General features: G+C 65.8%; 22 protein-coding genes and 3 tRNA genes. 19 read left to right on the top strand and 6 right to left on the bottom strand.

Annotation, left to right across the window (positions count from 1 at the left end):
• Nucleotides 1-270: 270 nt before the first annotated feature.
• The 5 genes from AC5RVY_RS06810 to AC5RVY_RS06790 all read left to right on the top strand — a co-directional run bounded on the left by AC5RVY_RS06810 (nucleotide 271) and on the right by AC5RVY_RS06790 (nucleotide 7,381).
• Entirely contained in the window at nucleotides 271-1,308 is a 1,038-nt protein-coding gene (locus tag AC5RVY_RS06810; RefSeq protein ID WP_493953946.1) for a universal stress protein, read from the top strand.
• 130 nt (nucleotides 1,309-1,438) lie between these two features.
• Nucleotides 1,439-4,105 (top strand): PEP/pyruvate-binding domain-containing protein, encoded by a 2,667-nt coding sequence (locus tag AC5RVY_RS06805; RefSeq protein ID WP_493954266.1) that lies wholly within the window; start codon nucleotides 1,439-1,441, stop codon nucleotides 4,103-4,105.
• Nucleotides 4,106-4,192: 87 nt separating this feature from the next.
• Nucleotides 4,193-5,491: a LolA family protein gene (locus AC5RVY_RS06800; RefSeq protein ID WP_493953945.1), complete on the top strand. Its 1,299-nt coding sequence runs from the start codon at nucleotides 4,193-4,195 to the stop codon at nucleotides 5,489-5,491.
• Complete coding sequence (locus AC5RVY_RS06795) at nucleotides 5,488-6,507, top strand: ABC transporter ATP-binding protein (protein ID WP_493953944.1); 1,020 nt, start codon at nucleotides 5,488-5,490, stop codon at nucleotides 6,505-6,507. The genes AC5RVY_RS06800 and AC5RVY_RS06795 overlap by 4 nt, the downstream gene beginning before the upstream one ends.
• Before the next feature lie 76 nt (nucleotides 6,508-6,583).
• Nucleotides 6,584-7,381, top strand: a complete 798-nt coding sequence (locus AC5RVY_RS06790; protein ID WP_493954265.1) for an ABC transporter permease — start codon at nucleotides 6,584-6,586, stop codon at nucleotides 7,379-7,381.
• 18 nt (nucleotides 7,382-7,399) lie between these two features.
• On the opposite strand, the gene AC5RVY_RS06785 is transcribed toward AC5RVY_RS06790, so the two are convergent.
• The 4 genes from AC5RVY_RS06785 to AC5RVY_RS06770 all read right to left on the bottom strand — a co-directional run bounded on the left by AC5RVY_RS06785 (nucleotide 7,400) and on the right by AC5RVY_RS06770 (nucleotide 11,559).
• On the bottom strand, nucleotides 7,400-8,872 hold the full coding sequence (locus AC5RVY_RS06785) for a C40 family peptidase (RefSeq protein ID WP_493953943.1): 1,473 nt from the start codon (nucleotides 8,870-8,872) through the stop codon (nucleotides 7,400-7,402).
• 258 nt (nucleotides 8,873-9,130) lie between these two features.
• Nucleotides 9,131-10,051 (bottom strand): cation diffusion facilitator family transporter, encoded by a 921-nt coding sequence (locus tag AC5RVY_RS06780; RefSeq protein WP_493953942.1) that lies wholly within the window; start codon nucleotides 10,049-10,051, stop codon nucleotides 9,131-9,133.
• 10 nt (nucleotides 10,052-10,061) lie between these two features.
• Nucleotides 10,062-10,541 carry a metallopeptidase family protein gene (locus tag AC5RVY_RS06775; RefSeq protein ID WP_493953941.1) on the bottom strand — a complete coding sequence of 160 codons (480 nt, stop codon included), beginning with the start codon at nucleotides 10,539-10,541 and terminating at the stop codon, nucleotides 10,062-10,064.
• A gap of 13 nt (nucleotides 10,542-10,554) precedes the next feature.
• On the bottom strand, nucleotides 10,555-11,559 hold the full coding sequence (locus AC5RVY_RS06770) for a DMT family transporter (protein ID WP_493953940.1): 1,005 nt from the start codon (nucleotides 11,557-11,559) through the stop codon (nucleotides 10,555-10,557).
• Between the two features lie 136 nt (nucleotides 11,560-11,695).
• Here AC5RVY_RS06770 and AC5RVY_RS06765 point away from each other — a divergent pair, with 136 nt between their 5' ends.
• Entirely contained in the window at nucleotides 11,696-12,379 is a 684-nt protein-coding gene (locus AC5RVY_RS06765) for a DsbA family protein (RefSeq protein ID WP_493953939.1), read from the top strand.
• A gap of 3 nt (nucleotides 12,380-12,382) precedes the next feature.
• Here AC5RVY_RS06765 and AC5RVY_RS06760 read toward each other — a convergent pair whose 3' ends face one another.
• On the bottom strand, nucleotides 12,383-13,426 hold the full coding sequence (locus AC5RVY_RS06760; RefSeq protein ID WP_493953938.1) for a PHP domain-containing protein: 1,044 nt from the start codon (nucleotides 13,424-13,426) through the stop codon (nucleotides 12,383-12,385).
• 163 nt (nucleotides 13,427-13,589) lie between these two features.
• Between AC5RVY_RS06760 and AC5RVY_RS06755 the strand changes: the two genes are divergently transcribed.
• From AC5RVY_RS06755 to AC5RVY_RS06715, 9 genes are all read left to right on the top strand, one after another.
• Nucleotides 13,590-13,662 (top strand) — tRNA-Glu (locus tag AC5RVY_RS06755).
• 91 nt (nucleotides 13,663-13,753) lie between these two features.
• Nucleotides 13,754-13,827 (top strand) — tRNA-Asp (locus AC5RVY_RS06750).
• A 48-nt stretch (nucleotides 13,828-13,875) separates the two neighbouring features.
• Nucleotides 13,876-13,951, top strand: a tRNA-Phe gene (locus AC5RVY_RS06745).
• Nucleotides 13,952-14,607: 656 nt separating this feature from the next.
• The gene (locus AC5RVY_RS06740; RefSeq protein WP_493953937.1) at nucleotides 14,608-16,206 is read left to right on the top strand and encodes a glycoside hydrolase family 68 protein; all 1,599 of its coding nucleotides are present in this window, start codon (nucleotides 14,608-14,610) and stop codon (nucleotides 16,204-16,206) included.
• A gap of 168 nt (nucleotides 16,207-16,374) precedes the next feature.
• Nucleotides 16,375-16,842 carry an Asp23/Gls24 family envelope stress response protein gene (locus AC5RVY_RS06735; RefSeq protein WP_493953936.1) on the top strand — a complete coding sequence of 156 codons (468 nt, stop codon included), beginning with the start codon at nucleotides 16,375-16,377 and terminating at the stop codon, nucleotides 16,840-16,842.
• Complete coding sequence (locus tag AC5RVY_RS06730; RefSeq protein WP_050056533.1) at nucleotides 16,839-17,030, top strand: hypothetical protein; 192 nt, start codon at nucleotides 16,839-16,841, stop codon at nucleotides 17,028-17,030. The genes AC5RVY_RS06735 and AC5RVY_RS06730 overlap by 4 nt, the downstream gene beginning before the upstream one ends.
• Nucleotides 17,027-17,407, top strand: a complete 381-nt coding sequence (locus AC5RVY_RS06725) for a hypothetical protein (protein ID WP_493953935.1) — start codon at nucleotides 17,027-17,029, stop codon at nucleotides 17,405-17,407. The genes AC5RVY_RS06730 and AC5RVY_RS06725 overlap by 4 nt, the downstream gene beginning before the upstream one ends.
• Nucleotides 17,404-18,012, top strand: coding sequence for a hypothetical protein (locus tag AC5RVY_RS06720; RefSeq protein WP_493953934.1), 609 nt, complete (start codon nucleotides 17,404-17,406; stop codon nucleotides 18,010-18,012). Before AC5RVY_RS06725 ends, AC5RVY_RS06720 begins: the two co-directional genes overlap by 4 nt.
• Nucleotides 18,009-18,620 (top strand): hypothetical protein, encoded by a 612-nt coding sequence (locus AC5RVY_RS06715; protein WP_493953933.1) that lies wholly within the window; start codon nucleotides 18,009-18,011, stop codon nucleotides 18,618-18,620. The genes AC5RVY_RS06720 and AC5RVY_RS06715 overlap by 4 nt, the downstream gene beginning before the upstream one ends.
• Before the next feature lie 12 nt (nucleotides 18,621-18,632).
• Here the strand turns inward: AC5RVY_RS06715 and AC5RVY_RS06710 are convergent, their stop codons facing one another.
• A complete protein-coding gene (locus AC5RVY_RS06710) occupies nucleotides 18,633-20,432 on the bottom strand; it encodes a glycoside hydrolase family 13 protein (protein WP_493953932.1) in 1,800 nt (599 codons plus the stop codon).
• A 140-nt stretch (nucleotides 20,433-20,572) separates the two neighbouring features.
• On the opposite strand from AC5RVY_RS06710, the gene AC5RVY_RS06705 reads away from it, so the two are divergent.
• Genes AC5RVY_RS06705 through AC5RVY_RS06690 form a run of 4 tightly spaced genes read left to right on the top strand, consistent with a single transcriptional unit; the run spans nucleotide 20,573 to nucleotide 24,039 of the window.
• Complete coding sequence (locus tag AC5RVY_RS06705; RefSeq protein ID WP_493953931.1) at nucleotides 20,573-21,859, top strand: ABC transporter substrate-binding protein; 1,287 nt, start codon at nucleotides 20,573-20,575, stop codon at nucleotides 21,857-21,859.
• 7 nt (nucleotides 21,860-21,866) lie between these two features.
• The gene (locus tag AC5RVY_RS06700; RefSeq protein WP_493953930.1) at nucleotides 21,867-22,901 is read left to right on the top strand and encodes a carbohydrate ABC transporter permease; all 1,035 of its coding nucleotides are present in this window, start codon (nucleotides 21,867-21,869) and stop codon (nucleotides 22,899-22,901) included.
• A complete protein-coding gene (locus AC5RVY_RS06695) occupies nucleotides 22,898-23,794 on the top strand; it encodes a carbohydrate ABC transporter permease (protein ID WP_493953929.1) in 897 nt (298 codons plus the stop codon). Before AC5RVY_RS06700 ends, AC5RVY_RS06695 begins: the two co-directional genes overlap by 4 nt.
• Nucleotides 23,791-24,039, top strand: a complete 249-nt coding sequence (locus tag AC5RVY_RS06690; RefSeq protein ID WP_493953928.1) for a hypothetical protein — start codon at nucleotides 23,791-23,793, stop codon at nucleotides 24,037-24,039. The genes AC5RVY_RS06695 and AC5RVY_RS06690 overlap by 4 nt, the downstream gene beginning before the upstream one ends.
• Nucleotides 24,040-24,155: the final 116 nt, after the last annotated feature.

Genomic DNA, 24,155 nt, shown 5'->3' with positions numbered 1-24,155 from the left:
CCACTCCGCCCCCTAAAGAGCCCGCCGGGTCCTGCCGCAGGGCCTCTGTTGGCGCCGCCGGAAGCGCCCCGAAGACAGCGGTCGAAGCCTGTGGATAACCTGCCCTTTCCGCCCCTGAACAGGCTTGCTATGGAACGGTGGACGGAGAATAGTGAGAACTGGAGGCAGGCCTTCCCGCGGAACTGCTGCTGCGGATCGGGTGAACGGGGAACGGTCCGGTTTCTGGCAGAATAGCCGCAACATACGGCAGTATCGCAAGGAGGCGGCCCGATGGGCGCACAAGAGTTGCATCCGGACCCGGCGCGGGACAGCGGTGGGACCCCTGCCGCACCCGAGGGGATCGTTGTTGGCGTGGACGGATCAGACCATGGCCAGTGCGCTTTGGTCTGGGCGGCCCGGGAGGCCCAGCGCCGCCGCCGCCCCCTGCACATCGTGACGGCCTATTCCGTGCCCATCTTTGCAGCCTCCGGACTGGACGGCGGATACGCCACCGTGGATGATTCCGTGATCCGCGAGGGTGCGGAAGCGGTGGTCAAGCAGGCTGTAGAGAAGGTTTCCACCTACGACATTGACGTCAGCGCCTCCGTGGAGAACGGGGATGCCTCGGGAGTGTTGCTGGAGATGTCCCGGACCGCTGAGCTGCTGGTATTCGGTACCCGGGGCAGGGGCGGATTCGTGGGCAGACTCTTGGGCTCGGTCAGCAGCGCGCTGCCCGCCCACGCAAAATGCCCCACGGTCACCGTGCCGCTTGTGTGCTCTGACCGGCTGGGGGAAACCACCGAGGACAAGCGCATCAGGGCCGAGCAGGCCAAAGCCGGCCACCAGCGCGTGGAGAACGTGGTGGTTGTAGGCGTTGACGGTTCCGAACAGGCGCGGGTAGCGGTCCTCGAAGCCGCGGATCAGGCCGAACGGCTGGGCGCATCGCTCCGTGTGGTCTGCGCTGTGCCGCAGTACAGCGGCTCGCTGGCATGGGTGCCTGCTCCCATGGACCGCAAGGCGCTCTTCGCGGACATCCAGGTCACCCTTGACGCAGGCATGGCGTGGCTGCGGAGCCATTACCCCAACCTTATGGCTGAATCCGAACTGGTGGACGGCTCTCCGGTGGATGTCTTGGTGGAAGCCAGCCGGCACGTGGAGCTGGTAGTAGTGGGCACCCGCGGCCGTGGCGGCTTTACCGGCATGCTCCTGGGTTCCACCTCGGACGGCGTCCTCCACCACGCGAAGGGCCCGGTGATGGTGGTCCCGGACCGTGAGGACCCGCGCTTGGCCGACAGGGCACGTTTCGGGCCCATCCTCGGCGCAGCCTGAACCGGCTCCGCCACTTCGGAGCGGCACCGTGGCTGCCAACTACCCGGAAGAAGCGGGGCAGGAGCCCCGCCGGCCAGGCGGGGAAAGCGAACCCGCTGTGGTGGTCCGCCTCGCCCATCTCGACGCCGGCATGCTGGCGCTGGTGGGCGGCAAGGCTGCCAATCTTGGCGAACTGATAACAGGTGGACTGCCCGTACCGGACGGGTTCTGCCTGACCACAGAGGCCTACAGACAGGCCACCGCCGCGGTGCGTGAGGGCAGCCTCCGGCAGCTCGGCGACCTTCAAAAGGCACTGCAGGGCAAGGCAACCCAGGCCGCTGAACTGGCCGCGACGGCCGGACTGGTTCGTGAGGCAATCCGCGCCACGCCGGTCCCGCCGCAGATCGCCGCTGCGGTGAAACAGGCCTACCCGGCGCTGGGGCATGAAACACCGGTGGCGGTGCGTTCCTCCGCCACCGCTGAAGACCTTCCCTTCGCGAGTTTCGCCGGCCAGCAGGACACGTACCTGAATATCATCGGAGCCGATGCCGTCCTTGACGCAGTGCGGAACTGCTGGGCGTCCCTCTGGACAGACCGCGCAGTGGCCTACCGTGCCGCACTGGGGATTGCGCCCCACGAAGTAGCCCTCGCCGTCGTCATCCAGCGGATGGTGGATGCAGCTGCGGCCGGGGTGATGTTCACCGCCAACCCGCTGACCGGAAGGCGCAGGGAAGTGGTTATCGATGCCGCTCCCGGGCTGGGCGAAGCGGTAGTGTCCGGGGCAGTCAATCCGGACCACTTCGTGGTGGACACCGCAACAAGCCGGGTCCTTGAGCGGAAGCTTGGTGATAAGCGTGTCGCTGTGAAGGCAAAGCCCGGCGGCGGAACGGAAACCCACAGCGTTCAGGGCGTGGCGGAGGCTCCGAGCCTTACGGACGGTCAGGTGCTGGAGCTCGCCGCCATGGGCATGCAGGCTGAGCGGCACTTCGGAGCGCCGCAGGACACGGAGTGGGCCATCGACGCCGGTGGTGCGCTCTGGCTGACGCAGTCACGGCCCATTACCACCCTGTATCCCGTACCGGAAAGCCGTTCCGCCGCCGCCGGGGGAGCACGGGTGTACCTGTGTTTCAGCCTGGCGCAGGGGCTGACCCGGCCTCTTACTCCCATGGGGCTGGCGTCACTGCGCCTGGTCGGTTCCTCCGTGGCCAAGGCAGCAGGGTTTCCGGTTCCGGACCCGCGCCGCGGCCCATCGCCGTATGCTGAGGCGGCGCAACGCATCTACTTCGACCTCACCACACCGGTCCGGAGTACCGTGGGCCGCCGGATCCTGCCGCGTGTGTTCGACGTTATGGAGGCCCGGTCCGCCACGGTGCTGCGCCAGGTTTTCACCGACCCCAGGTTCTCTGTGACCCGCAAGTCCCCGTTGGGGCTCCTCCGCCACGTCCTGCCCGCCGCGGTGCGTGCCCGGGCTCCGGAAACGGTGCTCCGCGGGCTGTTGACGCCCGGGGCGGCGCTCCGCCGCCTTGACCGTTTCACCCGGCAGTTTGCCGATGGCCTGGAGGTGGCGGCAGATTCGGGCCCCCTTGAACGGCTGGACCACGCCGAGCAGCTTCTGGGAAGCCGGCTTTTTGCTATCGTTCCGGCCATCCTGCCCCTGCCCGCGCTGGGATTCGCGACTCTCTGGGCGGCGGGAAAACTGGTTGGCGGCCCGAACCGGGGAGAGGACCTGCAAAAGGTGCTCCGGGGCCTGCCGCAGAACGTGACCACTGAAATGGACCTCGACCTGTGGCGCCTGGCGTCGGCCATGAGGGACGACCGCGAAGCGCGCGAGGCACTGGGGGCGCGGGAGCCGGCCCGGCTGGCGGCCGATTTTTCCGACGGAAACCTGCCGCCCGCCCTGCACACAGGGCTGGTGCGGTTCCTGGAACGCTACGGTCACCGGGCCGTGGCCGAAATCGATGTGGGGATGCCCCGGTGGTCCGATGACCCCACCCATATCCTGGGCGTCCTGGCCAATTACCTCCGGCTGGAAGATCCCGCCATGGCCCCGGAGGCACAGTTCAGCCGGGCCGAGGCGGAGGCTGGGGCGGCACTGGATCGGCTGGTGGCCGAGGCCCGTAAGCGGGGCAGGGTGCGGGCCTTGCTTGTTGCGGCCGCCCTGCGCCGGACCAGGCTGTTCGCCGGCCTGCGGGAACTGCCCAAGTACCAGCTGGTCCTGGGGCTTGCCCAAGTGCGGGAGCAACTGGCGTTCGTGGGGGCCGCGCTGGCCGCCGATGGCCGGCTCGAAAGCCCGGACGACGTGTTTTTCCTCGACTTTGATGAGGTCCGCCAGGCCCTGGGCGGCACGAAGGCCAACGGGGCAGGCCAGCCGGTACGCGACCTCGTCCTGGAGCGGCGCGCCGCCTACGCCAGGGAAGCCGGCCGGCGCCACATCCCCAGGGTCCTGCTCTCCGACGGCACCGAGCCCGAAGTGGTGCTTTCCGGTAATGCCGGAGCCTCGGACGGCGCGTTGACCGGGAGCCCGGCATCAGCCGGGTCGGTCACGGCTGCCGCCCGGGTCATCCTGGACCCGGTAGGTGCCCATCTGGAACCCGGGGAGATCCTGGTGGCGCCATCTACCGATCCCGGCTGGACCCCGTTGTTCCTCACTGCCGGAGGCCTGGTGATGGAGATGGGCGGGCCCAACTCCCACGGTGCCGTGGTGGCCCGGGAGTATGGCATCCCGGCCGTAGTGGGGGTCCCCGATGCCACTGTCCGGCTTGCCACCGGACAGGAAATTACGGTCGACGGCGGTGCGGGAACCGTGGTGCCCGGGTAACCCCCGGCGGATGGTCCGGCAAGGTGTGGAGAGGGTCCCCGAGGCGTACCCTTGGACTATGGGCTCCAACGACGGAGACGGCCGGCGATGAACCGGAGTACCAACGACCCGACAAACCACGGAACCACCCCCGGCACCAACCCCGGGATGAGGGACCGCGGCCCGAAGCACGGCCCGAAGCAGCCAATCCAGCGATCCTGGTTGCGCTGGGTGCCCGCGGTGGCAGTACCTTCCATGATTGCCGCCGGGCTGCTGGCGGGAACCATTCCGGCACGGGCCGGCGACCCCCTGCCGGCCAAGACCCCGGCAGAAGTGATCGCCCTTCTCGCCTCGCACAGAACACACACGTTTTCAGGCACCGTTGAACAGGCATCAGAGCTGGGGCTGCCCGAGTTGCCGGCAGCACCACCCACGTCCGGCCCCGCATCAGCCGGCGGCGTCGCGGGAGTCTTGGAGTTCCTGACCGGCGAGCACACAGCACGGGTCTTTATGGACGGCACATCCAACGCCCGCATCCAGGTGGTGGACCGGCTTGCCGAGCGGGACGTTATCCGCCACGACGCCGACGTGTGGTTCTACTCGTCCAAAGACAACTCAACGGCGCACCTGACCTTGCCGGCCCACGCCCACGACCTGCCGCTGACCGACCCTTCCCAGCCAGGCCCATCGCAGCCGGATCCGAGCCAGACAGGCCCCTCCCACGAAGACATGCGCGTCCCGCGCACGCCGCAGGAGTTGGCGGAAAAGTTCCTGGCGGTAGCGGACAGCACCACCGCAGTAACTGTCGGTCCTGATGTTGAAACGGCGGGCCGGCGGGCATACAACCTGCTGCTTGAACCCCGCACTGACGGCACACTCGTGGGCAACGTGTCCGTCGCCGTCGACGCTGAGAACGGCATGCCGCTCTCAGTGCAGGTCACTGCACGCGGCGCGGCCCAACCTGCCTTCAGCGCCGGTTTCACCAGCCTTTCACTGGAAGCGCCGGATCAGGCGCTGTTCACCTTCACGCCGCCACCGGGCAGCAGCGTTAAGGAACTGCAGTACAACCACTCCGGCAACCTGCAGCCGGGTTCAGGATTCCCCGAGGCGCCGGGAACCTTCATCACCCCGGACCGCCTGGCCCAGGACATCCACAACAACGCAAAGCACTACCTGTCCGGTTCCGGCTGGGAAACGGTAGCGGAAATCCCCGCGGGCAGCACTGCAGGCCAACGCCTCAACAGCCTCCTGGCCAGCAATCCGCTGCTTGCCCAGGCAGCCGTGGTGGTCCCTGGTGGCCGGCTGATCTCCACCGCCCTGTTCAACGTCCTGCTCACCGATGACGGCCGGATCTTCGCGGGCATGGTCCCACCGGAGAGGCTGCAAGCCGCTTCCGCGGCTCCGTGACCGGGGCCGCGCGGGGCCACGGAACCTGGACGTACGGCCTGACCATCGAGACGCAGGGGCTGTCCAAACGGTTCGGGCATCAGTTGGCCGTGGACGGCCTGGATCTTGCGGTGCCGCAGGGCGCCGTCTTTGGTTTCCTTGGCCCCAACGGCTCGGGCAAGACCACCACCATCCGGATGTTGCTGGGTCTCGCTGCCGCCTCCGCGGGAAGCGTCAGGCTGCTCGGGATGGACATGCCGGGCCGGTTCCGGGACGTCCTTCCGCACGTGGGGGCACTGGTGGAAGGCCCCGCGTTTTACCCGTTCCTATCCGGCACCGCGAACCTTCACCGCCTCGATGCCGCCACCCGGCACGGTGCCCCCGCCACCCGAACGGCACGGGTTGAGCGGGCGCTGGAACGGGTGGGCCTCAGTCACGCAGCGGGCAAGCGGGTTCACGCCTATTCGCTGGGCATGAAGCAACGGCTCGGCATCGCCAACGCCTTGCTCTCTCCCCGCGAACTGCTGGTTCTCGACGAACCCACCAACGGGCTGGACCCGCAAGGCACCCGGGAAGTCCGCAACCTCGTCCGGTCGCTCGCCGCGGATGGAACCACCGTTTTTGTGTCCAGCCACCTGCTGGCTGAAGTGGAACAGATCTGTACACATGCAGCCGTGATGAGCGCCGGACGGCTGGTGGCCCAAGGCCCGCTTCCGGAACTGCGCCGCTCCGGAAGTGCCGGTGTCCGCGTCGTCACGCCCGATGCAGGAGCAGCAATGGCGGTTTTGGCCCGCCTGGGACTGGTGCCGAAGGCAGCGCCGGCGCAGCCCGATGGCATCGTGGTGACGGCGGCCCTGGGTGCATTCACTGAAGACCCGAATTCTTACGACGAAGCCCCTCAAACCACTAGCCCCGAGGAGATTGTGGCGCGGCTCGTGGAGGCCGGTGTCCGGGTCCGGGGGTTTGCGGTGGAACGGGAAAGCCTTGAGGACCGGTTTGTCGCCTTGACGGGGGAGGGGTTCGACGTTGCCCAGTAGCACACATTCGGAGAGTGCCGGGCTGACCGGCGCGACGGCGGTGGCTGCCGTGCAGCGCGGGCCCGGGCTCTCCCTCCTGTGGTCCGAACTCCGGGTGCTGTTCGGGCGCCGGCGCACCTGGGCCCTGCTGCTGGCGCTCGCTGCGATCCCGGTGCTGATTGCGGTGGCCGTGAGGATCTCGTCGGCGGTTCCTGCCGGGCGGGGTCCGGCATTCCTGGACCGCATCAGCCAGAACGGCCTGTTCGTCGCCTTTACCGCGATGCTGGTGTCCGTTCCCTTGTTCCTGCCGCTCACGGTAGGCGTGGTGGCAGGGGACACCATCGCAGGCGAGGCCAATCTGGGAACTCTTAGGTACCTGCTGGTCGCACCGACGGGCAGGGTGCGCTTGCTCCTGGTGAAGTACGCGGCGGCGCTGGCCTTCTGCCTTGCCGCGCCCCTCACCGTTGGACTGGCGGGTGCTGCGATCGGAGCGGCTCTTTTCCCCGTGGGCCCTGTGACGCTGTTGTCCGGAAACGTGATCGAGCCACCGGAAGCCGCCCTCCGGATCCTGCTGATCGCCGCCTACCTGGCCGTTTCCCTGGCTGGACTCTCAGCGGTGGGGCTGTTCCTTTCCACGCTCACCGTGGTCCCCGTGGGCGCCATGGCTGCCACAGTGGTGGTCTCAGTGGTGTCCCAGGTCCTGGACCAGTTGCCACAGCTGGAGTGGCTGCATCCGTGGCTCTTCAGCCACTACTGGTTGGGTTTCGGGGACCTGCTCCGCCAACCGGTGCTGTGGGACTCGTTCGCGGACAATGCCTGGCTCCAAGCTGGCTATGTGGGTGTGTTTTGTGCGCTCGCCTATGGGCGGTTCGCCACCAAGGACGTCCTCAGCTGATCCCGGGCCCCTACGCGATCAGTAGCGGGCCGCGTAGGAATAGAGTTCCATTCCCGCCATCGCGCTGAGCGGGGTCACGGCTATGCCCTCCTGGGGGTTGAGCGCCTGGACCACCTGGCCGTTACCGAGGTAGATAGCCACGTGGTAGAAGTTCGACGGCGAGCCCCACACCAGCAGGTCGCCGCGCCGTGCCTGCGAGATGGGAACGTGGACGGGAGCGGCAGCGTACTGTTGGGCGGCGGTTCGCGGGAGGTACTTTCCAGCGGCAGCGAAGGCGTTTTGCACCAGTCCGGAGCAGTCGAAGCCGTAGGGGCCGGTGCCGCCGTATTGGTAGTAGTAGGGAGCGCCCACCTTGCTGAGGGCAACCGAGATGGCAGCCTCATAGGTCCCGCTCCCTGACGGCGGCGCGGGCGCGGGTGCCGGCGCGGGAGCAGGTGCAGGAGCAGGAACAGCGGGCGCCGGTGCGGGAACTGCTGGGGCAGGGGCAGGGGCAGGGGCAGGGGCAGGTGCGGGGGCGGGTGCCGGCGCTGGGGCGGGTGCCGGCGCGGGGGCGGCCTGTGCGGGCGCCTGAGCAGCTGCCGCCGGAGCGGGAGCTGGAGCCGGAGCCGGAGCTGCTGCGGCAGGAAGGTTCCCCGGGGCGGCCGGCTGTTCCTGGGCCGCCCGTTGTGCCGCAGCGGCGAAGGCGGCCGCCAGCCGGGCCTCCTCGCCTTGCCGGTCCAGCGCATCCACGCGGGCCGATTCGAGTTCCACCGTAGTGTTCCGGAGCTCGGCCAGCTGGTCCACCAAAACGGTGCGCTGTGCCTTGGCATCCGCCACGGCTTTAGTCTGTGCCGCGTTTGCTTCCTCGGCCTGGGCCTTGCGGGTTTGGGCCGTCCGGGCCGCGTCGTCGGCCGCTCGCGTGGCATCCTCCGCGGTAGCTGTCAGTGACGTCGATGCCTGTGCGGCGGCATCCGCGGCCGCAAAGGTGCGGCTCCGGCTTGCAGAAATGGCCTGGAGCGTGGCGGCCTGCTGCAGGGTTTCGCCGTCGCCGCTCACGAAAGTACCCAGTGAAGGGTTCAGCCCGCCGTTGCGGTAGAGGTCACCGGCGAGGTGTCCCACTTGTTGCCGGGCCTTGTCCTGCTGTTCACGGGCGGATGCGGCCTTCGCGGAGGCGACAGCCGCGGCTGAGGAACGCTGCTCCAGTTCCACCAGCGCTTCGCTGTAGGCGTTGTTGGCCTGCATCGACACCGCGAAGGCGGCCTGCTGGGCGCCGGCCGCGGCGTCCAGGATCCGTTCTATCCTGCCCACCTGGTCTGCTGTGGCGGCTTCGCTGGCTTTTGCTGCGGCAATGTCCTCCGGGGATGGTATTGCCGGAGCGGCAGGAGCCGCGGGAACGGCAATAGACGGCCGCTGCGGTGCCGCAACAGCCACCACAGGCGCTGCCAGCGCTGACATCAGTACGACGGCGGCGCCCAGCACGGCAGCCTTGCGCCCGGATCCAGTCAAAACCATCTGCAGAAACCTCGAAACGGTAGTGCCGGGAGGTCCTGACCGTGGCAGGGCGATGCCCCTGGCCTGCTCCCCAGCAGTCCGAGGCTACGTGACGCCACTGTACTTTGGCAACAGCAGTCACCTCAGTAACAGTAATAACAAGCGGTGAGCGAGCGGGGGATTCGGGGCGGCGTGTCGCAGGAGGAAGTCCTCGGCCCGTACCTGGGCGTCGAAAGGGAATCCGTCCGAAGAATGGCCAGACTCCAGCAGATACGCCGGTCAGGCGTGCTGATGAGCTTCGTGTTCGGAGTGTGTTGCCGGCTCCAGCTGAAAGGTGCAGTGGTCGGTATCGAAATGCGAGCCCAGGCAGGTGACCAACTTGTCCAGCAACTGGTCGGCACCACGGGCGGTGAGGACGCCGTCCTCCACCACCACGTGCGCCGAAAAGACGGGGACACCCGAGGTGATGGTCCAGATATGGATGTCGTGCACGTCCGAGACGCCTTCCACGGACAGGATGTGTTCGCGGATCATCTGCACTTCCACGCCCTTGGGACTGGCTTCCAGCAGCACGTCAACAACATCGCGCAGCAGGCTCCACGCCCGCGGCAGGATCAGCAGGGCTATCAGCACCGAGGCGATTGTATCCGCGGCCTGGAACCCGGTGACCATGATCACCACCGCGGCGGCTATCACGGCAAAGGAGCCCAGGAGATCGCCCAGGACCTCGAGGTAGGCCCCGCGGACGTTGAGGCTGTCCTTGTGCCCGCCCCGGAGGATCAGGAGCGACACCAGGTTCGCGGCAGCACCCAAAATGGCGGCAAAAAGCATGATGTCCGTTTGCACCTCCGGCGCCGCCCCGATCCGCCGGATGGCTTCGGTGAAGATGACCACGGAGATCACGATCAGGATCAAGGCGTTGGCCAGGGCGGCGAGGACTTCAGCCCGCTGGTACCCGTAGGTCCGTTGGTCACTGGCGGGTTGGCCGGCAATCCAGGCAGCCAGCAGCGCAATGGTCACCCCGGCCGCGTCCGACAGCATATGCCCGGCATCAGCCAGCAGGGACAACGACCCCGAGAGGGCGGCACCCACCACTTGGACCAGGACCACGGCCAGGGTGATGGCCAGGACGGCCAGCAGCCGATTGCGGTGCCGGCCGGTTGCGGTGACGCCGTGGGTGTGGCTGTGGTTGTGTCCCATGCCTACAAGGCTAGCCCCAGCCGAGCTCGTGTAGCCGGTGGTCGTCTATGCCGAAGTGGTGGGCAATTTCGTGGACCACGGTGACTGCCACTTCATGGATGACGTCCTCCCGTGATCCGCAGATTTCAAGGATGGGTTCGCGGAAAATCGTGATGCGGTCCGGCAGTGAGCCGGCGTCCCACCACGAGTCCCGTTCGGTCAGCGGCACGCCCTCGTAGAGTCCCAGCAGGACGGTGTCAGGGTCCTCCCCGGCCCGCGGCACATAGTCGTCCTCGATGAAGACGGCCACGTTGTCCATGGCTTGGGCCAGTTTTTCGGGGATGCTGTCCAATGCGTCCTGGACTGCGGCCTCGAACTCGTCGGCGGACATGCTGAATGTATCCGGCCTGAATGTATCCGGCGGGGAGCGGTGGACAAGCCCGTGGGCACCCAAGGGCTCGCTGGGGCCTTCGGGAATGATGGGCAGACCCGGCGGCTGGCTGGCTGGCATACTCCGACTCTAGCTAAGAAGCAGTCGGCTTGGTCCCGGCTCCTGCGGCTTGCCGTGCTTCTTCCGCGCGCCCACCCGGCCGGCTCCTGCGCCGGGTAAGGCCCACCCCCACCAGGCAGACCAGGCCGCCCACCAGTCCCAGCGCGGCGGGGACCTCGCCCAGGAGCACCCAGGAGATCAGGATGGTGGTCCCGGGAACCAGGTAGGTGGTGGCGGCGAGCTTGCCGGCCTCGATCAGCGAGAGCGCGTACGCCCAGGTGGTGAAGGCAATCGCCGTGGGAAAGACTCCCAGATAAACCAGGCCCAATGTCGCCTGTGGAGGCGCTTCCTGTACCTCCGCCACCAGTTGGCCCGTGAACGGCAGGCAGCACACCGCCCCTACCAGGATCCCGAACCACGTGGCCTGGGCGGCAGGAAATTTGCGCAGGACAGGCTTCTGGATGATGACGCTGACTGCGGCGAGCACGGCGGCAAGGAGGCATAGCAGCACACCCGCCAGATCCGCCGTCGCACTTTCCCCGGATTGAGACGGCCCCCCGGAGGCCACGGCGATCAGCGCCACGCCGGCGAAGGCAACCAGGCTCCCGATGATGAGCCAGCGCGGGAAGCCTTCCTTGAGGACGAGGCCGGCCATGATGGCAACCAGGATGGGGTTCACGTTGATGAGCAGGGCGCTGGTGCCGGCGTCCAGCACGTGTTCTGCAGCGTTCAGCGCCACGTTGTAGCCACCGAACCACATGGCACCGTAGGCGAGGATGGGCCACCACTCGCGTCCTTTGGGCAGGAGCCGGCTCCTCAGGAGCTGCGGCAGGACCAACAGGGACAGTACGACGGCGGCAATCGCCAGCCGGCCCAGCGTCAGCGGGCCGGGGGAAAAGTGCGGGCCTATGGCCCGGATGCCCACAAAGGCAGATGCCCACAGCACCACGGTAGTGGCCATGGCCGCGACACCGAGGGTCCTTATCCGGGAGGAACGGGTGGGGGGAACGCTTGTGCTGACGGGGGAGGTTGATGCCATGCTGCCAATCTAGCCGGGCGGGTGGACCGCAGGCTGGCGGAAATCGGCCACGTCTAACCAAGTTCCTGCCAAACACCGGCCACGGCTGAATCAGGCCGTTTCAAGGCCTGTTCTGCTGATGGCTAGGATGCGGGTTATGGTCTCAAACCTTGCTGCTCCCCGTGATACCGCACGCCTGATCCGGAGAATCATCTGGGTGTTCCTTGCAGCCGTGCTGGTGGGCGGTGCGGCCTGGTACGCCGTGTTGACTCTCGGGCCATCCCGGCAAGCAGCGCCGCCTGCCGCAGGGGCCGAACAACTCGTCCGGGCCGACAGCCACCGCCTGACCAGTCCGGCTGTGGAGAAAGCGCAGCTGGTGGAATTCCTGGATTTCGAATGCCCGTCCTGCGGCTCCGTCCACCCCGTCTTGGCGGAGTTTCAGGCCGAGTTCGGGGACAGGATCACGTTTGTCCACCGGTACTTCCCGCTGTCAGCCCACCCGAATTCCGGCCAGGCTGCCTTGGCGGCCGAGGCTGCTGCCCAGCAGGGGCAGTACCAGCAGATGGCCAACAAATTGTTTGAAACCCAGTCCCAGTGGGCCGGCAGCCAGCAGTCACAGGCGCCGCTGTTCCGCACCTACGCCGGGGAGTTGGGGCTGGACCTGCCCCGGTTCGACGCCGTCTTAGCAGATCCGGCGACGGAGGAGCGGATCCTGGCCGACATCGCGGACGGCGAGGCTTTGGGTGTGAACGGGACGCCCACCTTCTTCCTCAACGGGGAAAAGCTGACCCTCACAACCGAGGCCGAGTTCCGGCAAAAACTCGCGGACGCGGCCAAGTAGAAGCTAGCTCGCTCCCGCCCACTCCAGCAACTGCTCCACCGGCCAGGTGGTAATGATCCGCTCAACGGGCACACCGTTCCGCTCGGCCCGCTCAGCCCCATACTGCAGGAAATCGAGCTGGCCGGGCGCGTGGGCATCACTGTCGATCGAAAACAGGCACCCAGCGTCCAGCGCGAGCTGGATCAGCGCATCCGGCGGGTCCTGGCGCTCGGGCCGGGAGTTGATCTCAACGGCCACGTTGTGTTCGGCGCAGGCGGCGAACACCTCCTTGGCATCGAAGTCCGACGGCGGCCGCGTCCCCCGCGATCCCTCCACCAGGCGGCCGGTGCAGTGGCCCAGCACGTTTGTGTGCGGATCCTGGATGCCGCCCAGCATGCGCCGCGTCATGGTTTTCGAATCGGCCCGAAGTTTGGAGTGGACGCTCGCGACCACGATGTCCAGCCGGTCCAGCAGCTCCGGATCCTGGTCCAGTTCACCGGACTCAAGGATGTCCACTTCAATGCCGGTCAGCAGTTGTATTTTGTGGTCCGGCTGTCCGTCGCTGCTCGGGTGGGTTCCGGAGTTGATGGCATCCACCACGTCCAATTGCTGGAGGAGCCGTTCCGCCGAGAGTCCGTTGGCGATGGTGAGGTTGGGGGAGTGGTCAGTCAACGCGAGGTATTCCCGCCCCAGCACCCCGGCAGCCGCCACCATCAGCTCGATGGGGGATCCGCCGTCGGACCATTCACTGTGGCTGTGGAGGTCCCCCCGCAGCGCGTCCCGGAGGGCGGAGCCGCCCGAAGCCAGCGGCTGGGCACCCTTCTCCCGGAGATCGGCGAGGTAGCCCGGGACCTGGCCCTCCACCGCGTCCCGGATGACCTGGTAGGTCCGGTCCCCGATGCCTTTCATGGATTTCAGCCGGCCGTTCCGGACCCGGGCCGCCACTTCTTCCGGCCCAAGCGGGGCGATCACCGCCGCGGCTTTCCGGAAGGCCTGCACCTTGAAGGTGGCAGCGCGCCCGCGCTCCAGCCAGAAGGCAATCTCATTGAGTGCTGCAACGGCGTCCATCAGTCCATCTTCACCTGTTCCAGCCCGTCTTTGGGCTTGGATTGGTCAATTTTGGATAATTCCTACCAAGGCCCTATAGTTGTTGAGTCCGGTTCGGAGAACGCAAAGGACAAAGACGCAAAGCCAAGCTTTACGCCTTTTATTTTGTTCCGAACGGGTTCTGGCCCCCATCGTCTAGCGGCCTAGGACACCGCCCTTTCACGGCGGCGGCACGGGTTCGAATCCCGTTGGGGGTACGCAAGGAACTGGTCAGGCAGGCTAAAAAAGTCTGGTAGGCTGTAAGCCTTGAAAAAAGCGGTAGAGATACTGCGAAAGCAAGAAACGCAAGGCCCTGTAGCGCAGTTGGTTAGCGCGCCGCCCTGTCACGGCGGAGGTCGCGGGTTCAAGTCCCGTCAGGGTCGCTCTGATTGTTGGAAGCAATTCCGGCTCTCATGGTGACTAGTCACCTAGGCTCTGTAGCTCAGTTGGTAGAGCGTTCGACTGAAAATCGAAAGGTCACCGGATCGACGCCGGTCGGAGCCACCACTGGGAAGCATCAGTTCTTCGGAACTGGTGCTTTTCTTCTTTAACGCTGTTTCTTCCGAGGGTCCGCCGGCGGTCGCTGGTTCCGGGTTAGCGGCCCCCAGGTTCCCCCAACCTGGTTCCCTCCTTAGGACTTAACACCCTCCTCCGGACAGCGCACCCTGGCGTTCCGGAGTGAATTGTCCGTAGGAGGGTGTTTCCCGGAGTTCTGCGATCTGCAGGATGGCAGCTGGGTTCCGCTGCAGCATGCGCTCCCGCCGCAGTGCCGCAGGCCACATCAGCGGCAGTGACGTATCTCTCCGGCCTGGCCGTCAGCAAGAAAAATTTGACTGACCTATGAAACATTTGACGCAGGCCAAACCGTTGTGGCACGCGCGCGCCTTTGATGATGTAAGCGCTTGCGCAATTGCAGTTCCTCCCGCGAAGGCGGCTGTGAAACATGGTTTGAAATGCCGCCGGAAGACTGTCAGCGTGGAGGGCGGGCCAGGAAAGCACCACGCTCCTGGGCCACTTCTACGGGGACTACCCAACCCCGTTCCCCTCGATACAACGGCGTCCCCCATGACGCCTGCCGTGTTGTTGGGGCCGCCGGAGTTCGAAGGATCAGGGCACCAGCCCGTCTTCCACGAACAGTTTCAACTCCGCGAGAAGAGCAAAATATGCACAAGCACCCCCAAACCTTCCGGTTGCTGCGGTGGCGTCCTGCCGCCGCAGCACTGGCGACGGCCGTAGCGGCCTCGGCCTTCCTGGCCGTTCCCTCCGCGCAGGCCAACGAACCGGCTGATCCGCCGGTCAGCCAGCAGCTGCCTGCCCCCACCCCTGGCTTCGCGCTCCCCACGGAACACACGCAGGAGGCTTTCGACCCGGCGTCGGACTTCACGTCCAAGTGGACCCGCGCTGATGCCAAGCAGATCATTGCGCAGAGCGACCCCAGCGTTGCACCCGGCCAAAACTCCATGAGCCCGGATGTCACCATGCCGGAAATCCCCGAGGATTTCCCCACCATGAATGACGACGTCTGGGTCTGGGACACTTGGTCCCTGACGGACGAGAACGCCAACCAGATCAGCTACAAGGGCTGGGACGTCATCTTCTCCCTCGTCGCCGACCGGCACGCCGGCTACGGCTTTGACCAGCGGCACTGGAACGCCCGCATTGGCTACTTCTTCCGCAAGACCAACGCCGACCCGGCCAAGGACAAGTGGAACTACGGCGGACACCTGTTCCTGGACAACACCTCCATCGGCAACACCGAATGGTCCGGTTCCACCCGCCTGATGCAGGGCAACCACGTGAACGTGTTCTACACCGCCACCACCTTCCATGACGTGGCAGAGCGCAACGCAGGCGGCGGCGGCATCGCCCCGGACGCCGCGATCGCCAAGGCCCTGGGCAACATCCACGCCGACCAGAACGGCGTAACCTTCGACGGCTTCGAGCACACCAAGCTGCTGGAGCCGGACGGAAAGATGTACCAGACCAAGGCGCAGAACCCGGGCTTCGCTTTCCGCGACCCCTACACGTTCGCTGATCCCGCCCACCCGGGCAAGACCTTTATGGTCTTCGAGGGCAACACCGGCGGCAACCGCGGGGAATACGAGTGCACCAGCGAGGACCTGGGTTACCAGGCCGGCGACCCGCACGCAGAGAACGTCAACGAGGTCCAGAACACCGGCGCGTACTACCAGACCGCCAACGTGGGCCTCGCGGTGGCTGACAACAAGGACCTGACCAAATGGTCCTTCCTGCCGCCTATCCTCTCCGCCAACTGCGTGAACGACCAGACTGAGCGCCCGCAGATCTTCATCCAGAACGAAAACGGCAAGAACAAGTACTACCTGTACACCATCAGCCACCAGTTCACGTACGCGGCCGGCATGCGCGGTCCCGACGGCGTCTACGGCTTTGTGGGCGACGGCGTCCGTTCCGACTACCAGCCCGTCAACAACAGCGGCCTGGCCCTGGGTTCCCCGACGGACCTCAACCTGCCGGCCAACAACCCGAGCGGCTCCATCTCCGGGCAGCAGAACGGCCGCCAGTTCCAGGCCTACTCGCACTACGTGCAGCCCAACGGCCTGGTGCAGTCGTTCATTGACAACGTCAACGGTGTCCGCGGCGGATCCCTGTCCCCGACCGTCAAGATCAACTTCAAGAACGGCGTGACCCAGGTTGACCGCAGCTTCGGCCAGAACGGGCTGGGCCCGTTCGGTTACCTGCCCACCAACGTCAAGGTTGGCGGCGAAGGGCTCTACAAGTAGCTAGCCCGAGCTGAGCAGCAGGCGGCACGGACTGTTGCAGGGCACGCAGTATCACCACATGCAGTAGCACCACAGGCAGGAACGCCCCGCAGTGCGGGCGTTCCTGCCTGCTGCCGTTAACACCCAGCCAGGGGATAGGGTTGGGATCAACAGAAGGGGGAGTGCCTGATGGAATACCAGAAACCACAACCCGGCCAGGGCAGCCACGCTGTACCGGCCCCGGCCCCGGTGCCGGCTCCGGTACCCGGCATTGGCCGCACGGTGATCTCAGAAACCGCGGTGGCCAAGGTGGCAGGAATCGCCGCCCGTTCCGTCCCCGGCGTTTACTCGCTGGGCTCCGGCCCGTCACGTGCGCTGGGAGCCATCCGCGACGCCGTGGGAAGTTCAGAACATGCCGCCGGTGTCCACGCTGAAGTGGGCGAAACGCAGGTGGCCGTGGACATCAGCCTGGTGGCCAGCTATGGAACGCCACTGCATTCGCTGGCCAACGAGGTCCGCGCCGCCGTCTACCGGGCAGTTGAGGAGCTGGTGGGGCTGCAGGTGATCGAGGTCAACGTCGAAATCACGGACGTCTACGTCCCTGCTCCCGTGAAGCCCACAGCATCAGGCCCCGCCCAGCGGGAGGCGCTGCTGTGAACCTGACCGTCGCCGGAATTGCCATGGGCGCTTTCGTAGCCTTTATGTCCCTCCAGTTCGGTTTGTGGGGCTTCCTCATTTCCCTGCTGTTCATGGCCATCGGGGCACTCCTGGGCCGCGCCGCGGAAGGAAAACTGGACCTCCGCGGCGTCCTGGACGCCATCATCGGCCGGCGCTCGTCCTCATGAGCCCCGCCGCCCCGCTGGTCCGGGCGCAGGAGTTCAGCGGCCACAACCGCATCAGCACCCAGGCGCTGACCAGTCTCGCGAAGGCCGCTGCCGCCCAGTTCCTGGGGGTGGAGGCGGAGAACGTCCGGGCTGATTGGGCGGACGACGACGGCATGCTGGCTCTGTCCCTCGTCACACCTATCAGCATCCCGCCGCTGAACGCGGTGGCCGTCGACCCCTCGCGGGTGGACGCTGCCGGCGGTTCCATCCGGGAGCGTACTGTTCGTGCGAAGGCGCACATCCTGGCAACCGTGGCGGAGCTCAGCGGGGCACAGTTGAGCCGGGTGGACATCAGGATCAGCGGAGCAAGGATCAGCGAAGGGGGACGGGTTCGATGAGCCGGAACCGGGAGGACCAGACGCCGGACATGGGCCGGATCCTGCGGCGTGAAACCCATTCCACCCGTGCAGTGGTTGCCACCGCCGCAGCCGTCCTGGTGATTGTCTTCGCCGCTTACGGGCTCCTCGAGGCGGGCGTGCACGCCCTCGGCCAGCCGGCTTGGTTGATCGAGCCCCAAGTGGCCGCGGAACGCCTCGTGGCGCTGCCCGCGGGAATTTCGCCGCTGCTGCTGGGTGCCATCGGAGCCGTGCTGGCCATGGTCGGCCTCGTTTTTCTCCTGAACGGCATCCTGCCGGGACGGCGTGCCCGGCACCTTCTGGCCGGCGGCCGAAAAGCGGGAAGCCCCGCCGTGGTGGTGGACGACGAAGTCATCGCTTCGTCGCTGGCGCGCCGCGCCCGTCTTGCCGCCAACGTGACGCCCGAACAGGTCATGGTGGTTGTCTCACAGCGCCAGGCAGTGGTGAATGTCCGGCCAACATCCGGGGTGCCCGTGGAACGTGAGGCTGTTCTCGAAGCCGTTGAAAGCGAACTCGCTGCCATGGCGCTCGAACCCTCGCCTGAGGTGCAGGTAAGGGTGGCCCCGTCCGGAGTAATCGGCGCATGAACAGCACCCCTACTCTCCTGAACCGGATCCTGATAACAATCCTGGGGCTGAAACTCCTGGCCGTGGGTGTCCTGCTGATGCTGCTGGCTTCCGTGCCCGCCATCGCTGCCTGGTGGCATTCCTGGTCCCGCGGGGTCTGGGACAGCATCAACCAGGCCTTCAGCGCCACGAGGTTTCCGGGACGGTCCGAGAGTTGGCTGTGGATCCTGGTGGCGCTGGCCCTGCTGGTGCTGATCGGGCTCATGGTGGCCTGGGTAGCGCAGCAAGGGAAAGGCCGCGCCAATCTCCTGGCGATGGAATATGATCCCGGTGAAGTCCCCGGTGACATCCGGATCGGCGGAGGAGTGGCGGAGCAGGCCCTCAAGCACGCTTTGGCCAACCGTCCGGATCTGGCCGGGGCCGCAGTGATCACTTACGACGTCAAAGGGTCCCCTGCCCTGAAGGTCCGCCTGCTGCCGCGCCAAGGGGTGGCGCCGCACTTGCTCGCTGACGAGGTGTGCACCCTGGTGGCGGCGCTGGAAGCAGCGGTGGGGACGAGGATTCCGGTGCTGGTGCACATCGGAGCCGGTGCACGGACGCGCTTCGGCAGGGCAGAGCGCGTCCGCTGACCAGCAGTGGCGTCAGTCCTTGGTGAGGTAAACGGTGCAATCCACCGGCACCTCGTCCATCCCGCTCCAATCCGCGGCGGGCTCAGGGCCGCTCGAAAGAATCACCGAGTATCCCTCGGGTACGGGTGCGGAGGCAAAACCCAGGTTGCCCAGGACCAGGACCTCCCCGTTGTGGAAGGCCAGCAAGCCGCTCTCCGGGGAATGGACCTCAGCCCAGGAGAGGGAGCCCCTGCCCAGTTGCCGGGCGGACCGGAAGGCGAGGGCGGCCCGGTAAAGCTCCAGGGTGGAACCTTCCACGCCATCCTGCTGGTCTGCCGCGAGCGGACCGAAGCTGTCCGGCTGCGGAAGCCAGGGACTCGCTGCTGTACCGCCCGTCAGCGCAAAACCGTAACCTGGAGCGTCCTGCTTCCAGGGCAGTGGAACCCTGCAGCCGTCACGCCCGGTCTCTGCTCCCTTTGTCCTGTGGAACGTAGGATCCTGCCGCGCCTCGGCCGGCAGCGTGGTGTGCTCAGGCAGCCCCAGCTCCTCACCCTGGTACAGGTATGCGGAACCCGGCAGGGCCAGGGAGATCAAGGTGGCTGCACGGGCGCGCGCCAGCCCTAATGCGCGGTCCGGCTGCTCGTCGCCTGCGGCGATGCCTTTCGGAAATGTGGTGGGGTCCTTGAGTCCGAACCGTGTTGTGTGGCGGACGGTGTCGTGGTTGCTCAGCACCCAGGTGCAGGGGGCGCCCACGGAGGCGGCCGCCTCCAGCGAGGCTTCTATAGCCTCCGCCATGCGCTCGGCGTCCCAGCCGGCCAGCAGGAAGTCGAAGTTGAAAGCCTGCTGCATCTCGTCGGCCCGGGTGTACCGGGCCAGCCGTTCGGCAGGCTCCACCCATGCCTCGGCAACCATCATCCGGTCGCCGTCGTACTCCGCCAGCACCTGGTGCCAGTCACGGTAAATATCGTGGACACCGTCCTGGTCGAAGAACGGCGAGGGCGGATAAACAGGCGAGACGGCGCGGTGCGGTTCCTCGGCGTCGGTATGGGCGCCGGGTGCGTCGCCGGGAGGGGATGGTTCCCGCCGTACTTCCGGCGTGCCCTCAACCATGGCGGCCACACCCTCCCAGTCGGGCAGGCCCGCTTCCTTGACCAGGCCATGGGCAACGTCCACCCGGAAACCGTCCGCGCCGCGGTCCAGCCAGAAGCGGAGCACCGAGCGCATCTCCTCCTGCACCTCCGCGTTGTCCCAGTTCAAGTCCGGCTGCTTGGTGTCGAAAAGGTGGAGGTACCACTCGCCGGCGGACCCGTCCGCCCCGGTAACCCGGGTCCACGCAGCTCCGCCGAAGATGGACTTCCAGTTGTTGGGTGCCCGGTTGCCGTCGCCGGATCCGGGGACCTCGTCCTTTCCGGGACGGAAGATGTAACGGTCCCGCTCCGGGGAGCCCGGCAGCGCCGCCAAGGCCTCCTGGAACCACACATGCTCATCGGAGGTGTGGTTGGGAACCAGATCAACGATGACCTTCAGGCCCCGCTGGTGAGCTTCCTGCAACATGGCATCGAAATCGTCCAACGAACCGAACAGGGGGTCCACCTGGCGGTAGTCTGCCACGTCATATCCGGCGTCCGCCTGGGGAGATTTGTAGAAAGGTGAGAGCCACAGGGCATCCACGCCCAACTGCTGCAGATAGGGCAGGCGCGCGGCGACGCCACGAAGATCCCCCATGCCGTCGCCGTTGCCGTCCGCGAAGGAGCGGGGATAAATCTGGTAGACCACCGCGTCCGCCCACCATTGGGCTCCCGCTTGCCGATCGGGAACGTCCGGGTTGGACATTTGGTTCCTCTCAGATAACTTTTTGATGTAAACGCTTGCATTACACCCAGCTACCTTACTAGTGTGAGCGTCACCACATCAACCTCACCTAGCAAGCGCACTGTCGACTTACTTGTCACTCAGCGAGGAGCTTCAAGCTAATGAAAACCCGTAGATTCCTACTTCCGGCTGCAACTGCCGGTATCCTGGCCCTGTCCATGACCGCCTGTGGCGGTGGTGGTGGCGGCGGGACCGGGGGCGGCGGCAGCGACGCCGAAGCAAATCTCGACAGCCGGGGACCCATCACCTACGTCCAGGGCAAGGACAACAGCAACGTTGTACGTCCGCTGATCGAAAAGTGGAATGCCGCCCACCCTGATGAAAAGGTCACGTTCAAGGAACAGACCGACCAGGCCGACCAGCAGCACGATGATCTGGTCCAGAACTTCCAGGCCAAGAACGCGGACTACGACGTAGCCAGCGTCGACGTCGTCTGGACTGCAGAATTCGCAGCAAAGGGCTGGCTGCAACCGCTCAAGGACAAGATGGCAGTCGACACCAAGGGGATGCTTGAGCCCACGGTTGAGGCCGGTTCCTACAAGGGCAATCTCTACGCGGCTCCGGTCTCCTCAGACGGCGGCATACTCTACTACCGCAAGGACCTGGTCCCTGAGGCTCCCAAGACCTGGGACGAAATGATGGACATGTGCTCCATCGCCAAGCAGAACAACATTGGTTGCTACTCCGGCCAGTTCAAGCAGTACGAAGGCCTCACCGTCAACGCCTCGGAGGCCATCAACTCGGCCGGCGGTTCCGTCCTGAATGATGAGGGCAAGCCGAACCTGAACACTGCCGAGGCAGAGGAAGGCCTGAACAACCTGGTCGAAGCCTTCAAGGACGGCAACATTCCGGCCGAGGCGATCACCTACCAGGAAGAGGAAAGCCGCCGCGCATTCCAGGACGGCAAGCTCCTGTTCCTGCGCAACTGGCCGTACGTCTACAACCTGGCTACTACTGAGGGCTCCTCGAAGGTCAAGGATGTCCTGGGCATGGCTGCCCTTCCCGGCAAGGACGGTCCGGGTGCTTCGTCACTGGGCGGCCACAGCGCGGCTGTCAGCGTCTACTCCGACCACAAGGCCACAGCACTGGACTTCGTGAAGTTCCTGATCGCGGACGAGCAGCAGAAGTTCTTCGCAACCCAGGGCTCGCTGGCTCCGGTGCTTGGTGACCTGTATGAGGACAAGGAACTGGTGGCCAAGCTGCCGTACCTGCCGGTCCTGAAGACGTCCATCGAGAACGCTGTGCCGCGTCCGGTAACGCCGTTCTACCCCGCAGTCACCCAGGCCATCCAGGAGAACGCCTACGCGGCACTCAAGGGTGAGAAGCCTGCCAAGCAGGCGCTGAGCGACATGCAGAAGTCCATCGAGTCCGCTGGCGCAGGATCGTAGTTTAGCCATGGCAACCGAATTGGGCCCGACGCCGGTCAAGCCGGCGTCGGGCACGCCCGATGTACACCACGCACCCAAGGGTGTGGGTGAAGACAACGCGATCCTGAGCCAGGGCAAGTGGGCGTCCTGGCTGTTGGCCCCCACCATCCTGGCCCTGGCAGTGGTGATCGTTTACCCGATCATCAGCGCCATCGTTATGTCGTTCCAGAAGGACGCGGGACTGGATCCGGCCACCGGGCTGTTTACGGCCGGCGGGCCGGCCGGTATCCAGAACTACGTCAACTGGCTGGGGCAGCAGTGTGCTGCCCCGGGCGGCGGCACCGTCGCCTGCCCGCCAGGCACCCTGGGCGGCCAGTTCTGGACTGCCACCGGAACAACCTTCCTGTTCACTGTCATCACGGTGGCCTTTGAAACAGTGCTTGGTTTCTGGATGGCCATGATCATGGCGCGCACCTTCAAGGGCCGCGCCCTGGTCCGTGCTGCCGTCCTGGTCCCTTGGGCCATCCCCACTGCGGTCACCGCCCAGTTGTGGCTCTTCATGTTCGATTTCAACGGCATCATCAACAAGCTGTTCAGTGTCTCCATACTGTGGACGGGCAGCGAGTGGCCCGCCAAGTGGGCCGTGATCATTGCCGACACCTGGAAGACCACGCCGTTTATGGCTTTGCTGATCCTGGCGGGCCTGCAAATGATTCCGGCTGAAGTCTACGAGGCGTCCAAAGTTGATGGAGCAAGCGCGTGGCAGCGGTTCCGGCTGATTACGCTGCCGCTGGTCAAGCCCGCCCTGATGGTGGCAATCCTGTTCCGCACCCTGGATGCATTGCGTATGTTCGACCTGCCGTACATCCTCACCGGCGGGGCCAATAACACCACCACGCTGTCCATCCTGGTGATCAACCAAGTCAGGCAAGGGTTCAACTCTGCGGCGGCTTTGTCCACCATCACGTTCATCATCATCTTCCTGGTGGCGTTCATCTTCGTCCGGTTCCTTGGGGCGAACGTTGTGGAACAAAGCGGCGCAACCGGTAAGGGGAAGAAATGACCACGGCAAGTGCTCCCTCGGTAGCGCGGCCCCAGCAGGGTGCCGCACGCAAGACTGCCCAGAACCGCGAAAAGTGGGCCAGCGTCCGCACGTACATCAGTGCCGCCGTCATCCTGATCTGGTGCCTGGCACCGGCCTACTGGATGGTGGTGACGGCGTTCCGCGAGGTGGGCTTCACGTACGACACGACGCCTTGGCCCACGCATGTGACGCTGGACAACTTCATCACTGCCTTCGATACCTCGTTCGGCAACAAGTTCGGCCAAGCGCTGATCAACAGCATCATCATTGGTGTGACTGTCACGGTGATCTCGCTGGTGATCGGCGTCTTCGCAGCGTACGCACTGGCACGCTTGAACTTCCGGTTCAAGTACCTGGTGCTGGGCTTCATCCTCGGAGCCTCCATGTTCCCCGGCGTTGCCCTGATCACCCCGCTGTTCCAACTGTTCACCAACATCGGCTGGATGGGCACCTACCAGGCCCTGATCATTCCCAACATCTCCTTCGTCCTGCCGCTCACCGTCTACACCCTGACGTCCTTCTTCCGCGAGATGCCGTGGGAACTGGAGGAATCAGCACGGGTGGACGGCTGCACGCAGGGGCAGGCGTTCCGGAAGGTGATCATGCCGCTCGCCGCACCGGCTATTTTCACTACGGCCATCCTGGCGTTCATCTCCTCCTGGAATGAGTTCCTGATCGCCAGCCAGCTGTCGAACGAGGCAACCAAGCCAGTCACGGTTGCCATTGCCAGCTTCGCGGGCGCCCAGCCCAACCAGATCCCGTACACCGCCATCATGGCAGCCGGCACTATTGTCACCATTCCCTTGGTGATCCTGGTACTGGTCTTCCAGCGCAAGATCGTCGCCGGCCTGACGGCAGGTGCGGTCAAGTGACCAACGGCCCTTCCCGCCCCCGCTCCACGGGGGCGGGAAACGACCGCCGGCGGGTGCGGTCCGGGCAGGATTTCGACATCATCATCGGATTCCTCGGTTTTTGGGCGCTGGTCCTGCTCGTTGTCACGGTATGGATGGAAGTGACGGCGCAGCCGGCACTGGGCTGGGCATTGGGCCTGCTGGCCTGCCTGCTCGCAATTTATGGGACGGTGCGGCTGCGCCGGAAGCTGCCGGAACGAAGGTAGCGCACCCGGCTGATCAGCCGGCGTCGGCCAGCCGGCGCACAGGTAACACTGCGATATACCCGGGCGCCCAAAATACTATGGCGTGGGGGCATCGCACCAAGCATGGCGGAGGCCTG

The sequence above is a fragment of the Arthrobacter sp. Ha26 genome (assembly GCF_059091705.1).
This window is presented reverse-complemented; position numbering and strand designations above follow the sequence as displayed.

Coding starts and splice junctions, on each gene's coding strand:
- AC5RVY_RS06735 (WP_493953936.1), top strand. CDS start 16,375: ATGGAATACCAGAAACCACAACCCGGCCAGGGCAGCCACGCTGTACCG.
- AC5RVY_RS06720 (WP_493953934.1), top strand. CDS start 17,404: ATGAGCCGGAACCGGGAGGACCAGACGCCGGACATGGGCCGGATCCTG.
- AC5RVY_RS06800 (WP_493953945.1), top strand. CDS start 4,193: ATGAACCGGAGTACCAACGACCCGACAAACCACGGAACCACCCCCGGC.
- AC5RVY_RS06780 (WP_493953942.1), bottom strand. CDS start 10,051: ATGGGACACAACCACAGCCACACCCACGGCGTCACCGCAACCGGCCGG.
- AC5RVY_RS06785 (WP_493953943.1), bottom strand. CDS start 8,872: ATGGTTTTGACTGGATCCGGGCGCAAGGCTGCCGTGCTGGGCGCCGCC.
- AC5RVY_RS06770 (WP_493953940.1), bottom strand. CDS start 11,559: ATGGCATCAACCTCCCCCGTCAGCACAAGCGTTCCCCCCACCCGTTCC.
- AC5RVY_RS06810 (WP_493953946.1), top strand. CDS start 271: ATGGGCGCACAAGAGTTGCATCCGGACCCGGCGCGGGACAGCGGTGGG.
- AC5RVY_RS06740 (WP_493953937.1), top strand. CDS start 14,608: ATGCACAAGCACCCCCAAACCTTCCGGTTGCTGCGGTGGCGTCCTGCC.
- AC5RVY_RS06695 (WP_493953929.1), top strand. CDS start 22,898: ATGACCACGGCAAGTGCTCCCTCGGTAGCGCGGCCCCAGCAGGGTGCC.
- AC5RVY_RS06725 (WP_493953935.1), top strand. CDS start 17,027: ATGAGCCCCGCCGCCCCGCTGGTCCGGGCGCAGGAGTTCAGCGGCCAC.
- AC5RVY_RS06775 (WP_493953941.1), bottom strand. CDS start 10,541: ATGCCAGCCAGCCAGCCGCCGGGTCTGCCCATCATTCCCGAAGGCCCC.
- AC5RVY_RS06765 (WP_493953939.1), top strand. CDS start 11,696: ATGGTCTCAAACCTTGCTGCTCCCCGTGATACCGCACGCCTGATCCGG.
- AC5RVY_RS06715 (WP_493953933.1), top strand. CDS start 18,009: ATGAACAGCACCCCTACTCTCCTGAACCGGATCCTGATAACAATCCTG.
- AC5RVY_RS06705 (WP_493953931.1), top strand. CDS start 20,573: ATGAAAACCCGTAGATTCCTACTTCCGGCTGCAACTGCCGGTATCCTG.
- AC5RVY_RS06805 (WP_493954266.1), top strand. CDS start 1,439: ATGCTGGCGCTGGTGGGCGGCAAGGCTGCCAATCTTGGCGAACTGATA.
- AC5RVY_RS06700 (WP_493953930.1), top strand. CDS start 21,867: ATGGCAACCGAATTGGGCCCGACGCCGGTCAAGCCGGCGTCGGGCACG.
- AC5RVY_RS06710 (WP_493953932.1), bottom strand. CDS start 20,432: ATGTCCAACCCGGACGTTCCCGATCGGCAAGCGGGAGCCCAATGGTGG.
- AC5RVY_RS06760 (WP_493953938.1), bottom strand. CDS start 13,426: ATGGACGCCGTTGCAGCACTCAATGAGATTGCCTTCTGGCTGGAGCGC.